Source organism: Streptomyces sp. AC558_RSS880 (assembly GCF_019049255.1).
Classification (GTDB): domain Bacteria; phylum Actinomycetota; class Actinomycetes; order Streptomycetales; family Streptomycetaceae; genus Streptomyces.
Map to the genome: position 1 here is coordinate 383,100 of NZ_JAGMUJ010000161.1, position 13,213 is coordinate 396,312.

The 13,213-nt window shown below is 73.5% G+C and carries 14 protein-coding genes; 5 read left to right on the forward strand and 9 right to left on the reverse strand.

The features are described from left to right. Positions 1-146: 146 nt before the first annotated feature. On the reverse strand, positions 147-1,040 hold the full coding sequence (locus KUM38_RS37795) for a DUF2867 domain-containing protein (RefSeq protein WP_217136620.1): 894 nt from the start codon (positions 1,038-1,040) through the stop codon (positions 147-149). A 51-nt stretch (positions 1,041-1,091) separates the two neighbouring features. Here KUM38_RS37795 and KUM38_RS37800 point away from each other — a divergent pair, with 51 nt between their 5' ends. From KUM38_RS37800 to KUM38_RS37810, 3 genes are all read left to right on the forward strand, one after another. Further along, entirely contained in the window at positions 1,092-1,712 is a 621-nt protein-coding gene (locus KUM38_RS37800) for a TetR/AcrR family transcriptional regulator (protein ID WP_217136622.1), read from the forward strand. Positions 1,713-1,722: 10 nt separating this feature from the next. After that, positions 1,723-1,779: a trp operon leader peptide gene (locus KUM38_RS43900; RefSeq protein WP_107062014.1), complete on the forward strand. Its 57-nt coding sequence runs from the start codon at positions 1,723-1,725 to the stop codon at positions 1,777-1,779. A gap of 104 nt (positions 1,780-1,883) precedes the next feature. Continuing rightward, the gene (locus tag KUM38_RS37810; protein WP_217136624.1) at positions 1,884-3,740 is read left to right on the forward strand and encodes an anthranilate synthase family protein; all 1,857 of its coding nucleotides are present in this window, start codon (positions 1,884-1,886) and stop codon (positions 3,738-3,740) included. Positions 3,741-3,863: 123 nt separating this feature from the next. Here the strand turns inward: KUM38_RS37810 and KUM38_RS37815 are convergent, their stop codons facing one another. The 4 genes from KUM38_RS37815 to KUM38_RS37830 form a co-directional block, all read right to left on the reverse strand. Then, entirely contained in the window at positions 3,864-4,859 is a 996-nt protein-coding gene (locus KUM38_RS37815; RefSeq protein ID WP_217136849.1) for a 2-hydroxyacid dehydrogenase, read from the reverse strand. 118 nt (positions 4,860-4,977) lie between these two features. Then, the gene (locus tag KUM38_RS37820; RefSeq protein WP_217136626.1) at positions 4,978-5,670 is read right to left on the reverse strand and encodes a response regulator transcription factor; all 693 of its coding nucleotides are present in this window, start codon (positions 5,668-5,670) and stop codon (positions 4,978-4,980) included. Next, entirely contained in the window at positions 5,667-6,905 is a 1,239-nt protein-coding gene (macS, locus tag KUM38_RS37825) for a MacS family sensor histidine kinase (protein WP_217136629.1), read from the reverse strand. Before macS ends, KUM38_RS37820 begins: the two co-directional genes overlap by 4 nt. A gap of 35 nt (positions 6,906-6,940) precedes the next feature. Next, positions 6,941-7,744 carry a 1-acyl-sn-glycerol-3-phosphate acyltransferase gene (locus tag KUM38_RS37830; protein ID WP_217136631.1) on the reverse strand — a complete coding sequence of 268 codons (804 nt, stop codon included), beginning with the start codon at positions 7,742-7,744 and terminating at the stop codon, positions 6,941-6,943. A gap of 189 nt (positions 7,745-7,933) precedes the next feature. Between KUM38_RS37830 and KUM38_RS37835 the strand changes: the two genes are divergently transcribed. Together KUM38_RS37835 and KUM38_RS37840 are read left to right on the forward strand one after the other, a co-directional pair. Beyond that, the gene (locus KUM38_RS37835) at positions 7,934-8,731 is read left to right on the forward strand and encodes a carboxylesterase (protein ID WP_217136633.1); all 798 of its coding nucleotides are present in this window, start codon (positions 7,934-7,936) and stop codon (positions 8,729-8,731) included. Continuing rightward, complete coding sequence (locus KUM38_RS37840; protein ID WP_217136635.1) at positions 8,724-9,311, forward strand: hypothetical protein; 588 nt, start codon at positions 8,724-8,726, stop codon at positions 9,309-9,311. Before KUM38_RS37835 ends, KUM38_RS37840 begins: the two co-directional genes overlap by 8 nt. 6 nt (positions 9,312-9,317) lie before the next feature. Here the strand turns inward: KUM38_RS37840 and KUM38_RS37845 are convergent, their stop codons facing one another. The 4 genes from KUM38_RS37845 to KUM38_RS37860 form a co-directional block, all read right to left on the reverse strand. Beyond that, complete coding sequence (locus KUM38_RS37845; RefSeq protein WP_217136637.1) at positions 9,318-10,073, reverse strand: endonuclease/exonuclease/phosphatase family protein; 756 nt, start codon at positions 10,071-10,073, stop codon at positions 9,318-9,320. A gap of 189 nt (positions 10,074-10,262) precedes the next feature. Further along, a complete protein-coding gene (locus KUM38_RS37850; protein WP_217136638.1) occupies positions 10,263-11,216 on the reverse strand; it encodes an ROK family glucokinase in 954 nt (317 codons plus the stop codon). 127 nt (positions 11,217-11,343) lie between these two features. After that, positions 11,344-11,862 carry a DUF5304 domain-containing protein gene (locus KUM38_RS37855; RefSeq protein WP_217136641.1) on the reverse strand — a complete coding sequence of 173 codons (519 nt, stop codon included), beginning with the start codon at positions 11,860-11,862 and terminating at the stop codon, positions 11,344-11,346. Positions 11,863-11,919: 57 nt separating this feature from the next. Continuing rightward, the gene (locus tag KUM38_RS37860; protein ID WP_217136643.1) at positions 11,920-13,074 is read right to left on the reverse strand and encodes an ArsA family ATPase; all 1,155 of its coding nucleotides are present in this window, start codon (positions 13,072-13,074) and stop codon (positions 11,920-11,922) included. Positions 13,075-13,213 lie beyond the last annotated feature (139 nt).

The window sequence follows — 13,213 nt, forward strand, 5'->3', positions numbered from 1 at the left end:
ACGCGCGTGCCCCACCGACCGGGCGGGGGCACGCCACCATCCCCGCAGCGGCGGGGAGCAGACAGCGCCCATCCGAAGCAGCATCTTGAGCTTCGGGCCATCCCCGCGTCGGCGGGGAGCGCTCGGGTCAACGACGCGGAACGGCATCAGGTCACGCTCGTGCCACGCATCGCCGCGCGGGGCGCCGTAAGGGCGAGACGGCGGTGGGCGCGGCGCAGCAGCAGACGGGCGGCGACGGGGTGGCCGCGGCGGACCAGCGCCCAGTGGAGGCGTCCCCACCGGTCGTGCAGCCGGACCGCGGAGCTCATCGTCACGCGTCGGCCCGGCCCGTCCACCAGGATCGACACCCGGTAGCTCAGGTGCGCGCCGTCCTCGCCGTACAGACCCTCGCCACCGGCGTACTCGGTGACGGACAGGCGGCCGGGCAGGACGTCCCAGGCCCGTGGGTCGGCGGGCATGCCGGGGCGCCACTCCAGGGCGAAGGCGTCCTCGTGGTCGGCGACGGGCAGCGCGGCGCGCAGCAGCCTCGCGCCCTCGGGTACGTCGGTCGCGGCCGGACGGTCCCAGGTGAGCCATCGGATCAGGCACGCGTAACGGCCGCGGCGGGCGGGGCGGGCGACGGTGCCGGTGAGGGCCAGCTCGGCGTTGTCGAACAGCTCCTCCACGACCGTGCCGTGCACCGCGCGGACGGCCAGCAGCCAGGCCAGGCGCTCCGTGCCGCGCTGGTCCTGCTCCAGGACGTGGCGCAGCAGGCAGCGGCCGGGGCCGAGCGGTTCGACGGACAGCTCGTGGAAGCCGTTGTCGGGCGGGTCGAAGGCGAAGCGGATCCTGCGGCCGGGCTCGTACTCGGCGACCGAGTAGCGGACCGGGCCGTGGCCGCCGGTGGCGCCGGCCGCGAGGGGCCGGTCGAAGCGGACCGGGGCCCAGGCGGGGCCCGGGAAGAGCGGGTCGTCCGGCCCGGCGAGGCGGTCCAGGAGGGCGCCGGCGCTGTCGGCCGGCACCGGGAGCGTACGGATGTGGACGTTGCGTACCGTGCTCACCGAGGACCTCCATACGGTTGCGTATGGTCAACCGTACGGTAGCGTATGGTCATGGTGCAACGCCCCGCGGACGGTCCCGCCTCCCCCGCTTCTCCCCGCCGGAAGTCCGGCAGGCCCCGGCTGAGCGCCCGGGACTGGGCGGACGCCGCGCTCGCCGCGATGCGCGAGGGCGGGCTCGCGGCCGTCGCCGTGGAGCCGCTGGCCGCCCGGCTCGGCACCACCAAGGGCAGCTTCTACTGGCACTTCGCGAACCGGGACGCGCTGATCGAGGCGGCGCTGGAACGCTGGGCGGAGACCGAGACCGAGCGTCCGATCGCCGAGCTGGAGGAGACGACCGGGCCCGACGCCGAGTCGCGGCTGCGGCGGCTGTTCGCCGAGGCGGTGCGGTCGGCCGCCGAGGACCCGCTGGAGGTCGCCCTGCTGGCCACCGCCGACGACCCGCGCGTCGCGGCCGTGCTCGAACGGGTCACGGAACGCCGGATCGCCTACGTGGCGCGCCAGTTCGAGCTGGCCGGCTTCCCGGAGCCGGAGGCGCGGCGGCGAGGGCTGCTGGCGTACAGCGTCTACCTGGGGCACGTCCAGCTCGGCCGCGCCGTCCCGGCCTCGCTGCCCGCGGACGCGGAGCTGGAGCGCCATCTGGAGCGGACGCTCGATCTGCTGCTGATGCGGTAGGGTGCGTCGCATGTTCGCGCACTCGACCCAGAACTGGTGGTGGCCCGCTTCTCCGGCGGCCCACTGACTGCGCGTACGCAAGACTTCGCGAAGGCCGCCCGAGGGGCGGCCTTCGGTGTTTCCCGGGGTCGTTCCTCACGCTCATGACAGCGACGAGACGAGGGACACCCCATGGACCTGGCACAGCTCCCGCACGACGACCGCCCCTTCGCCCTGCTGCGCCGCCGCACACCGGGCCACGATCACGACATGGTCGAGCTGCTGGTCGGACCGGTCGGCACCCGTGACCGCCTGGCCGACCTGCCCGACGAGTGCCTGGCGGTCGTCCCCTTCCGGCAGATCCGCGAGCGCGGCTTCGACGTCCGCGACGACGGCACCCCGCTGCTGGTGCTGACGCCCGAGGAGCGGTACGAGATCCCGCTCGCCGAGGCCCTCGACCGGCTCCCCGCGCACGACGTCCGGGTGGAGGGCGGCGGCTTCGACGTCGACGACGAGGAGTACGCGCGGATCGTCGGGCGCGTCCTCGACGAGGAGATCGGGCGGGGCGAGGGCGCCAACTTCGTGATCCGGCGGACGTACGGGGGTGAGATCCCCGGGTTCGGACGGGCCGACGCGCTCGCGCTGTTCCGGCGGCTTCTCGAGGGCGAGCGGGGCGCTTACTGGACGTTCGTCGTCCATACCGGTGAGCGCACGCTGGTCGGGGCCAGCCCCGAGGTGCACGTCCGGGCGTCCGGCGGGACGGTCGTGATGAATCCGATCAGCGGCACCTACCGCTATCCGGCCGGGGGCCCGACCCCGGAGCACCTGCTGGAGTTCCTCGCCGACGGCAAGGAGATCGAGGAGCTGTCGATGGTCGTCGACGAGGAGCTCAAGATGATGTGCACCGTCGGCGACATGGGCGGGGTCGTGGTCGGGCCCCGGCTGAAGGAGATGGCGCACCTCGCGCACACCGAGTACGAGCTGCGCGGCCGGTCCTCGCTGGATGTGCGCGAGGTGCTGAAGGAGACCATGTTCGCGGCGACCGTCACCGGGTCGCCGGTGCAGAACGCCTGCCGGGTGATCGAGCGGCACGAGGCCGGCGGGCGCGGTTACTACGCGGGCGCGCTGGCGCTCATCGGCCGCGACGAGGGCGGCGCCCAGACCCTGGACTCCCCCATCCTCATCCGCACCGCCGACATCGACGCGGCCGGGCGGCTGCGGGTGCCGGTCGGGGCCACGCTGGTGCGCGGCTCCGACCCGGCGGGCGAGGTCGCGGAGACCCACGCCAAGGCGGCCGGGGTGCTGGCCGCGCTGGGGGTGCGTCCCGGGCGGCCGCGCGAGGAGTCCGTGCGGCCGAAGCTGGCCGACGACCCCCGGGTGCGGGCGGCGCTGGACGGGCGGCGGGCCTCGCTGGCGCCGTTCTGGCTGCGGATGCAGGAGCGGTCGGACGCGCTGACCGGTCACGCCCTGGTCGTCGACGGGGAGGACACCTTCACCGCGATGCTCGCCCACGTACTGCGCGCCGCCGGGCTGGACGTGACCGTCCGGCGCTACGACGAGCCGGGGCTGCGGGAGGCGGTGCTCGGGCACGAGGGGCCGCTGGTGCTGGGCCCCGGGCCGGGCGACCCGTCCGACACGGCCGACCCGAAGATGCGATTCCTGCGCGCGCTGGCCGCCGAGGTGCTCCGGGAGGGCCGGCACGGCGTCCTCGGGGTCTGCCTCGGCCATGAGCTGATCGCGGCCGAGCTGGGCCTGGAGATCGTCCGCAAGGAGGTGCCGTACCAGGGGGCGCAGACGGGGATCGACCTGTTCGGGCGGCCGGAGACGGTCGGCTTCTACAACAGCTTCGTGGCGCACTGCGACGAGGACACCGCGCGGGAACTGGCCGCGCACGGCGTCGAGGTGAGCCGTGCCGCCAACGGCGAGGTGCACGCGCTGCGGGGCGCAAGGTTCGCGTCGCTGCAGTTCCATCCCGAGTCCGTGTTGACGCTGAACGGTCAGGCGATCATCACGACGCTGATGGCCGAACCACTGGTCCGACAGCCGTGACCATTCCCGGGGCGCCGTCGTTGTCCTGGCGAATTGCTCCCCGGTCTCGCGGGGATGGCCCTTGCACTCCGGCCAAGCCGTGCCCACGCAGTGCTTGCTCCCCGCACACGCGGGGATGGCTCGTCAGCTCCGCGGCACCAGGACGTTCTCGGAGCGGCGGCCGGCGCTGTAGTCGAGGACGTTGTTCACCGTGGTCTCGACGATCTGCCCGACGGCGTCCACGGTGTAGTACGCCTGGTGGGAGGTGACCAGGACGTTCGGGAACGTGACGAGGCGGGCCAGGGTGTCGTCGTCGACGGCCTCCAGGGACTTGTCGAGGAAGAACAGTCCCGCCTCCGCCTCGTACACGTCCAGGCCGACGCCCGTGAAGCGGCCGGCGCGCAGTTCGGTGACGAGGGCCGCGGTGTCGATGAGGCCGCCCCGGCTGGAGTTCACCAGGATCGCGTCGTCCCGCATCGTCTTCAGGGCGTCGGCGTCGATGAGGTGCCGGGTCGCGGGCAGCAGCGGGACGTGCAGGGTGACCAGGTCGGACTCGGCGAGGAGTTGCTCCTTGGGGACGTAGGTCATGCCGAGGTCCAGGCAGGCGGGGTTCTCGGTGACGTCCCAGCCGAGCAGCCGCATGCCGAAGCCGTGGGCGATCCGGGCGAACGCCTCGCCGATCTTCCCGGTGCCGAGGACGCCCGCGGTGCGGCCGTGCAGGTCGCGGCCCATCAGTCCGTCGAGCCGGAAGTCGAAGTCGCGGGTGCGGGTGGAGGCGCGGACGACCCGGCGGTTGACGGCCATGGCGAGGGTCCAGGCGAACTCGGCGACCGAGTACGGCGAGTAGGACGACACCCGGGCGACCGTCAGGCCGAGCCGTTCGGCGACCTCCAGGTCGATGTTGTTGAAGCCGGTGGAGCGCTGGGCGACCATCCGGGTGCCGCCGGCCGCGAGGCCGGAGAGCACCTCGGCGCCGAGGTCGCAGTTGACGCTGGTGGAGACGATCTCGTGGCCGGCGGCGATGGGGGCGGTGTCCGCGTTGAGGAAGACGTCGAGGCCGCGCACCTCGTGGTGGCCCGCGAAGGCCCGCTCGATCAGCGGCTTCTCGTCGGCCTGCACACCGAACGCCAGGATCTCCACGGTTCCCTCCGGGGTTTGTGCCGGGTTCATTGCCGTACCCGCGCATATGCCGTACCCGCGAATATACGGGGGCCGGGGAGGGCGCGCCTGGGCCGAACGGGGCAGCGGTGGGGCCGGTCTACTCGTCGTCGAGGCCGCGCTCTATGGCGTAGCGGACGAGTTCGACGCGGTTGTGCAGCTGGAGTTTGCCGAGGGTGTTCTGGACGTGGTTCTGCACCGTGCGGTGGGAGATGACGAGCCGTTCGGCGATCTGCTTGTAGCTGAGGCCCTTGGCGACCAGGCGCAGCACCTCGGTCTCGCGTTCGGTCAGCCGGGGTGCCCCCGGTTCGCCGTCGGCGGGGGCGGGCCCCGCCGGTTCGGAGGCGAGGCGGCGGTACTCACCGAGGACCAGCCCGGCCAGGCCGGGGGTGAACACCGGGTCGCCGACGGCCGTACGGCGCACCGCGTCCCGCAGCTCCTCGGTGGAGGCGGACTTCAGCAGATAGCCGGTGGCACCGGACTTCACCGCCTCCAGGACGTCGGCGTGCTCGCCGCTCGCCGAGAGCACGAGCACGCGGACGGCGGGGTTCGCGGCGACGACCTCCTTGCAGACCTGGACGCCGGGCTTGCCGGGCAGGTTCAGGTCGAGGACGAGGACGTCGGGTACGGCGGCCTTGGCGCGGCGCACCGCCTGCTCGCCGTCGCCGGCGGTGGCGACGACCTCGAAGCCGGACTCGGACAGGTCGCGGGCGACGGCGTCGCGCCACATGGGGTGGTCGTCGACCACCATGACCCTGATCGGGTCCTTGTGTTCCCCGGTGCTGTCCGTCATCGCTGTTCCGCCTTCCCCCGTGGGTCCTTCGTTTCCTTCACGTCCTTGGGCACCTTCAGTTCGACCTCCGTGCCCTGCCCCGGCACCGAGATCAGTTCCGCGCTGCCGCCCAGGTCGCGCAGCCGGCCCCGGATGGACAGGGAGACGCCGAGCCGCCCCTCCCCCTCGGCCTGGGCGAGCCGGCCCTCGGGGATGCCGGGTCCGTCGTCGCGGACGGTGACGATCACCTCGTCCGGTTCGTCCTCGACCAGGATCCAGGCGCGCGCCCGCTCCCCCGCGTGCTTGCGGACGTTGTCCAGGGCGGCCCCGACGGCGGCGGCCACCTCCCGCGCGGCGGCCGGCGCCAGCCGCACCGGCGCTCCGGGCTCGGCGAGACTGACCAGGGATCCGGCGTAGGGGGCGAGCAGGGTGCGCAGGTCGACCGGCTCGTCGTCCCCGGTGTCGTCCTCGTCCACGGCCCGTACGACGGCGCCCTCGGCGGCGTCCTCCGAGGCCCGGGAGACGGGGACGAGCCCGCCGGAGACCAGGGTGCGCAGCGCGACCTCCTGTTCCCCGGCCAGCCGGCCCAGTTCGGCGGCCTCGCCGCCGATCACCGCACCCCGGCGCTGCACCATGGCCAGCACCTGGAGCACGCTGTCGTGGATGTCCCGCGCGAGGCGCTCCCGCTCCCTGGTCGCGGCCTCGATCTCCAGCGCGCGGGCGAGGGTGCGCTCGGAGGCGCGGGCGACCTCGACGACGTAGCCGATGGCGATGGAGGCGACCCACACGAGGATCACGTTGTGCACGGTGTCGCGGACGGGGCTGCCGCGTTCGATCAGGTTGGCCACGGCGACGAGGGTGGAGGCGAGGGCCGCCCAGCGCCAGCCGCCCTTGACGGCGAACGCGAGCACCGATCCGGCGGTCCAGATGGACGGCAGGGTCGGGCCGCCCTCGTGGATGCGCTCGGGTGCGTCGGCGAGGGGCGTGATCAGGATGCCGACGATCGCGATGGTCAGGTCGGCGGTGAGGAAGCGCTTGGTGCAGGCGGCCTCACTCGCGGTCCTGGGCAGGGTGGCCAGGGTCCACACCGCGAGGACGGTGAAGTAGCCGACGGCGAGCCAGGGGCGGGGGAACTCCTCGTGGGCGGTGGCGAACAGGCCGATCGCGTACACGAGCGTGAGGATCCGGTAGCCGGTGAGGGCGCGCCACAGCGGCTGCTCCACCGACATGCGCATGACTCTCTCGCGCCTGGCCATGTCCCCCACTCCCCCCCGAGCCCCGCGTCCGGACCCTAAGGGCCCGACCGCCGCCCGTCCTGCTCCCGGTCGGCCTGCTCCATGGCGGCCTTCAGCTTCTCGGCCTGTTCCTTCTCCGCGCGGGCGAGCGCGGCCTTCGCCGCCTTCTCCGCTTCCTTCTCGGCCTTGGCCGCCTCCGAGAGCTGCCGCTTCATGGCGGTGGCGTACATGTCGACGTACTCCTGGCCGGACAGCTTCATGATCTCGTACATGACCTCGTCGGTCACCGCGCGGAGCACGAAGCGGTCGTGCTCCATGCCCTGGTAACGGCTGAAGTCCAGCGGCCTGCCGATCCGTATGCCGGGCCGCATCAGCTTGGGCATGACCTGACCGGGAGGCTGGATCTTCTCCGTGTCGATCATGGCGACCGGGATGACGGGCGCTCCGGTGGCCAGCGCCACGCGCGCGAGGCCACCGGGCTTGCCGCGGTAGAGGCGGCCGTCGGGCGAGCGGGTGCCCTCCGGGTAGATGCCGAACAGCTCGCCGCGCTCGATGACCTCGATGCCGCTCTTGATCGCCGCCTCGCCCGCGCCGCGCGCGCCGGAGCGGTCCACCGGGAGCTGGCCCACGCCCTTGAAGAAGGCGGCCGTCAGCCGGCCCTTCACGCCCGGGGTGGTGAAGTACTCGGCCTTGGCGATGAAGGTGACCTTGCGGTCCAGCACGGCCGGGAGGAAGAAGGAGTCGGAGAACGACAGGTGGTTGCTGGCCAGGACGGCGGGGCCCTCGGCGGGGATGTTCTCCAGGCCCTCCACCCAGGGCCTGAAGGCGAGCTTCAGCGGCCCTCCGATGGCGACCTTCATCGTGCCGTACAACAACCGAGTGCCTCCCGTGCGTGTTGGTCAGACCATATCCCGGAGCGCCGTCAAAGGCCCCGACGGCCCTGGTCGGTGTCAGTGCGGTCGCGTACGGTGAAGGTCCTGCAACCCGTGTGCGGCGCCTGCCGCGATCACCGTGACGTACCAGACCTTCCTACGAACAGGAGGCCGAAGGTGCCGCTCCTGACCGGAGCCGAGCCGTTCCGCCACGAGGGCGGGGAGAGCGCCGTCCTCCTCTGCCACGGCTTCACCGGTTCACCGCAGTCGCTGCGCCCCTGGGCCGAGCATCTCGCCGGGCACGGCCTGACCGTCTCGCTGCCCCTGCTGCCCGGGCACGGCACCCGCTGGCAGGACCTCGGGGTCGCCGGCTGGCAGGACTGGTACGCGGAGGTGGACCGCGAGCTGCGGCTGCTGCTGGACCGCCACGAGCGGGTGTTCGTCGCCGGTCTGTCGATGGGCGGCGCGCTGGCACTGCGGCTGGCCGCGCGGCACGGTGCCGCGGTGAGCGGGGTGATGGTCGTGAACCCGGCGAACAAGGTGCACGGGGTGGCCGCGCACGCCCTTCCGGTGCTCCGCCATCTCGTCCCGGCGACGAAGGGCATCGCGAGCGACATCGCGAAGCCGCTGAGCAGGGAGCTCGGGTACGACCGGGTGCCGCTGCACGCGGCGCACTCGCTGCGGAACTTCCTCCGGCTCGTCGACGGCGAGCTGCCCCAGGTCACCCAGCCGTTGCTGCTGATGCGCAGTCCGCAGGACCACGTGGTGCCGCCCGCGGACTCGGCCCGGATCCTCGGCCGGGTGTCGTCGACGGACGTCACGGAGATCCTGCTGGAACAGAGCTACCACGTGGCGACGTTGGACTACGACGCGGAGCGGATCTTCCGGGAGAGCACCGCGTTCATCGGCCGGCTCGCACCCGGCGCCGTCAAGGAGCCCGGTCTCGGCACGGAAGGGACGACCACAGGTGGCTGAGCACGACTCGGACCGCGAGGACCGTGAGGACCGCGAGCCCGAGGAGAAGGGGGTCCCCTTCGACGAGACCGCCGCGTGGGAGGCGATCGTCGCCGGGTACGGGGAGGAGCCGCCGGATCCACCGGGCGCCAAGCCGTTCAAGTCCGTCGAGGACCTGGCGCTGCTGGAGCCCGAGACGAACGACGACGAGGCGAAGGCCGAGTCCCCCGTCAAGGCCGAGGACAAGCCGGCCAAGCCGCTGGGCGGCTCCGTCTCCTTCGCGCCCGGCGTCGGCGGCCCGCGCGACTACAGCGTGCAGGAGCCGTCGGACGACGACCTCGACGAGACCGACGAGGGCCACTTCGTCCCGCCGGAGCCCCCGCCGCTGCCGGAGGCCGACGTCACGTCGAAGTTCGCCTGGCTGGGAGTGCTCGGTGGCCCGCTCCTGCTTCTGCTGGCGATCCTGCTCGGCTGGGAGATGACCTGGTGGCTGACCACCCTGTGCATCGGCGGCTTCCTGGGCGGCTTCGTCACGCTGGTGATGCGCATGCGCACGGACGACGAGGACGACGACGATCCGGGGCGGGGCGCGGTGGTCTGACCGCTGTCACGCGGCCGGAATCCGGAGGGCGGCCAGGACCGGAAGGTGGTCCGTGGCCGCCCTCAGGTCCGCCGCGCTCACCCCGGGCTGCTCGAGCGGAACCCCGCAGCCCAGCACCTCGACGCCCTTGGTGACGAAGAGGGCGTCGATCCGCCGCTGCGGTTCGTCGCGGACCCAGGTGTGCTCACCGCCCCAGGGAGCCGCGGTCCAGCAGTCGGTCAGGGACTCGGCCAGCCGCCGGAAGGTCCGCCCGCCCGGCCGCTCGTTGAGATCCCCGCCCGCGACCGCGTGCTCGACGCCCATCCCGGCGAGCCGGTCGAGGAGCATGCCGCCCTGCTCGTACCGCTCGCCCTTCTCCAGGGACAGGTGACAGCTCAGCACGCCGATCCGGGCGCCCCCGAACCGTACGACGGCGGTGGCGAACCCGCGCCGGTGCTGCCCCGGGGTGAGCGGCAGCAGCACGTCCTCGGTGCGCTCGACGGTCGCCCGCAGCGAGCACAGGATCGCGGGCCCGGCGGCGGTGGCGCCCCCGGAGAGGATGACGAGGCCCGTTTCCGAGGCGAGCCGGGCCAGCTTCTTGCGCCAGCGGAAGAACCGCGGCGCCTCCTGGAGCAGGACGAGATCGGGAGCGCAGGCGGTGATCACCCGGGCGAGGGCGTCGGTGTCGTCGCGCAGGGAACGGATGTTGTAACTCAGCACCCGGATGACGGCCGAACCGTCGGACTCGGTCCGGGAGTCGGGCAGCAGCGGAGTCGTCGCCATGCGGATCAAGATACGCCTACGCGCACCACGCGGTGCGGCTCGGCGCCGCACGTACCCGAGGAAGCCGCCCCCCGCGGACGAGGAACCCACGGCTTTCGGCTCCGCACCGGGCACGCCCTCTGCCGGGTACGGCTGCGCCCGCCGTCCCCGGAGGGGCCAGGCGGGCGCAGCCGTGCACGTGAAGGGGTGTCACATGACCGGGTCGGGCTCCCGGGCCAGGTCCGCCGCGCCGACCAGGCCCGCCTTGTTGCCCAGCTGGGCGGCGAGGACGTCGGCGACGGGGCGCCAGTTGCTGCCCACCAGCCAGCGCTTGTAGGACTTGCGGATCGGGCCGAGGACCAGTTCGCCCTCGTCGGAGAGGCCGCCGCCGATGATGAAGGCGGAGGGGTCGAAGAGGGAGGCCAGGTCGGCGAGGCCGGCGCCGACCCAGCGGGCCAGCTCCCGGTAGGAGTCGACGGCCACCCGGTCGCCCTGGCGGGCGGCCATGGAGATGTGCTTGCCCTCGATGCCGTCGGGGGTGCCGTCGCCGAGGGAGAGCAGGGTCTCCGCGTTCTCGGGGGTGGCGTTGGCGCGCTGCTTGGCGTAGCGCACGAGGGCGCGGCCGGAGGCGTACTGCTCCCAGCAGCCCTGTGAGCCGCAGCCGCACAGCAGGCCGTCCGGCACCATGCGGATGTGGCCGAACTCGGCGGCCACGCCGAAGTGGCCGCGGCGCAGCTTGTTGCCGATGATGATGCCGCCGCCGAGGCCGGTGCCGAGCGTGATGCAGATGACGTTGCGGTGGCCGGCGCCCGCGCCGAACTTGTACTCGCCCCAGGCGGCGGCGTTGGCGTCGTTCTCCACGACGACCGGGAGACCCGTACGGGCCTCGACCTTCTCCTTGAGCGGCTCGTTGCGCCAGTCGATGTTGGGCGCGAAGTAGACCTCGGAGCGCTGACGGTTGACGTATCCGGCCGCACCGATGCCCACGCCGACGATGTCGTGCCCGGCGCGCGCTCCCTCCACCGCGGAGGCGATGGCGTCCACGATGCCCTCGGGCGTACCCGGGGTCGGCACCTTGTGGGTCGAGAGGATGTTGCCTTCCTCGTCGACCACGCCGGCCGCGATCTTCGTGCCGCCGATGTCGACGCCGATGGTGAGTCCCATGAATCCCTCAGTTCCGGTCGAGCCCCGCTACCGCCAACGGTACCCGAGGCACTGCCGTGAGGGGCCCGGCGTCCGCACGGTGGGCGGCCCGGCGGGGATCATGGGAACCCCGCCGGGGACCTCGACGTCAGTCCAGGTCGATGCGCTCGCCGGGGCCGGTGCCGGGGTCGTCGCCCCGGTCCCGGCGCTCGTCGAGGTCGCGGGGGTCGGCCTCGCGGGCCGTCCAGCGGCGCTCCTGGTCCTGCACGGCGGAGCGGTAGGCGGCGAGGAGTTCATTGCCGGCGGCCGCGAGGTGGTCGAAGACGTCGGGGTTGCGTTCGATGACGGGTTCGACGGCGGCCTTGGCCTGCTGGACGACCTGCCGCACCACCTGCTGGGCGGCCGGTCCGGCGACCGCGCCGAACAGCGGGGACTGCAGGCCGGAGAGCTTGTCGGCGACCGCGTCGACGAGCTTCTTCAGCTCCTCGGCTGCGGAACCGGGGGGCGGCCCGTACTGGGTCCGGCGGCGGGCCTTCTCCGCCTCGAGGTCCTCGGCGGCGGCGGTCGCCCAGGCGTCGGCGTGGGTCTCGGCCGCCCGTACGTCGTCCACCGGCTTGCCGACGATCTCGTCCCCGGCGTCGTCGGACGGAGGGAGCTGTTCGCTCATGACGGACTCCTGACTACGGATGGCACCTTCGACGTTACCCGAACGGCCGTCGTCGCTTCACCGGGTGCGCGGCCACAGCTCCGGATCCGGCCGGAACCGGATGCGCAGCTCGTTCTCGCGCAGGGCGGCGCCGGCGACGGTGCAGCGGCGCAGCGCGGAGGGCAGCGGGACGATGCGGCGGAACGGTCCGGCGGTGACGACGACCTCGTCGCCGCGCCGGATCAGGTCGAGTTCGTCGCGGCGGGCGCCCGGCAGGGGGATGTGCCAGACGAGGACGCCGTCGTCGGCCAGCCGGTCCTCCACCGGCCACCGGGTGGCACCGCCCGGTCCGGTCCCGGCACCGGGTACGGCGAGCGCGGTGAGGTCGTCGGTGCCGCGCGGGTCGCGGCCCAGGTGGGCGACCGGGTGGACGTCGTACGCCTCGCGCCACTCCTCCAGGGTCTTGCGCTGCTGGGCGACGGGGCCGGCGAGCCAGCTGTCCGCGTCGCTCTCCGGCAGGACGCGGGTCGCGATCAGCGCGTCGGCGCGCAGTCCGCGCAGGGCGAGTCCGAGGGCCGCGGTGCGTACGGCGTCGGCGCCGGCGGGTCCCGGCTCGGCGACCAGGCGTACGACGGTGCCGGGGTCGGCGAGCACGGCCTCCACGGCGGCCAGCTGAAGGTCCAGGCGGGCCGCCGTGCCGTACAGCCACTCGGCGGGCATGGGGACGCCGGCGAGGCGGCCGAGCACGGGGCGCAGGGCGCGGGCGGCCTGCCGCTCGGGCGGGAGCAGGTGGCGCAGGTAGCGGCGGAGCTCCTCGGGGAGGGCGAGGAGGGAGAGGGCGCGGGGGGTGGGCGGGAGGTCGACGACGACGAGGTCGTACGCGTCCTCCGAGAGCGCGGCGTCGCGCAGGGCGCGCAGGACGGCGAGTTCCTCGGCACCGGGGAGGGGGGTGGTCTCCTCGATGTCGAGTCGGGAGGCGCCGAGGAGGTCCAGTGCGGAGGCTGCGCGCTCCTGGAGGGCGGCGAGGTCCGCACGGAAGTCCGCGTCGGGGTCGACGCGCCGCACGGTGAGGCGTGGAGTGGCCTCGTCGCCCAGTACGGGTCCGAGGGTGTCCGTTCTGTCGGTGCCGAGCAGCAGGGTGCGGGCACCCGCACGGGCTGCCGTGAGCGCGGTGGCGGCGGCGGTCGTGGTGCGGCCGCTGCCGCCGGGGCCCGTGATCAGGAGGGTGCGCATGGGGGTGAACGGTAACTGACACCGGGCGGGGGTGGGTTTCGCTTGCCCGCGCTCGCGGGTGCCGCCGCGCCCACCCGTGCCGCCCTGGGGGTACCTCCCAGGCCCTTGAGGCACTGGGGGAGGCACGACTGCCCGCAGT

What these genes read in the sequence shown, in the direction of transcription:
- KUM38_RS37800 (WP_217136622.1), top strand. Translation starts at nt 1,092, where the DNA reads ATGGTGCAACGCCCCGCGGACGGTCCCGCCTCCCCCGCTTCTCCCCGC.
- KUM38_RS37810 (WP_217136624.1), top strand. Translation starts at nt 1,884, where the DNA reads ATGGACCTGGCACAGCTCCCGCACGACGACCGCCCCTTCGCCCTGCTG.
- KUM38_RS37820 (WP_217136626.1), bottom strand. Translation starts at nt 5,670, where the DNA reads ATGACGGACAGCACCGGGGAACACAAGGACCCGATCAGGGTCATGGTG.
- macS (WP_217136629.1), bottom strand. Translation starts at nt 6,905, where the DNA reads ATGGCCAGGCGCGAGAGAGTCATGCGCATGTCGGTGGAGCAGCCGCTG.
- KUM38_RS37830 (WP_217136631.1), bottom strand. Translation starts at nt 7,744, where the DNA reads ATGAAGGTCGCCATCGGAGGGCCGCTGAAGCTCGCCTTCAGGCCCTGG.
- KUM38_RS37845 (WP_217136637.1), bottom strand. Translation starts at nt 10,073, where the DNA reads ATGGCGACGACTCCGCTGCTGCCCGACTCCCGGACCGAGTCCGACGGT.
- KUM38_RS37850 (WP_217136638.1), bottom strand. Translation starts at nt 11,216, where the DNA reads ATGGGACTCACCATCGGCGTCGACATCGGCGGCACGAAGATCGCGGCC.
- KUM38_RS37855 (WP_217136641.1), bottom strand. Translation starts at nt 11,862, where the DNA reads ATGAGCGAACAGCTCCCTCCGTCCGACGACGCCGGGGACGAGATCGTC.
- KUM38_RS37860 (WP_217136643.1), bottom strand. Translation starts at nt 13,074, where the DNA reads ATGCGCACCCTCCTGATCACGGGCCCCGGCGGCAGCGGCCGCACCACG.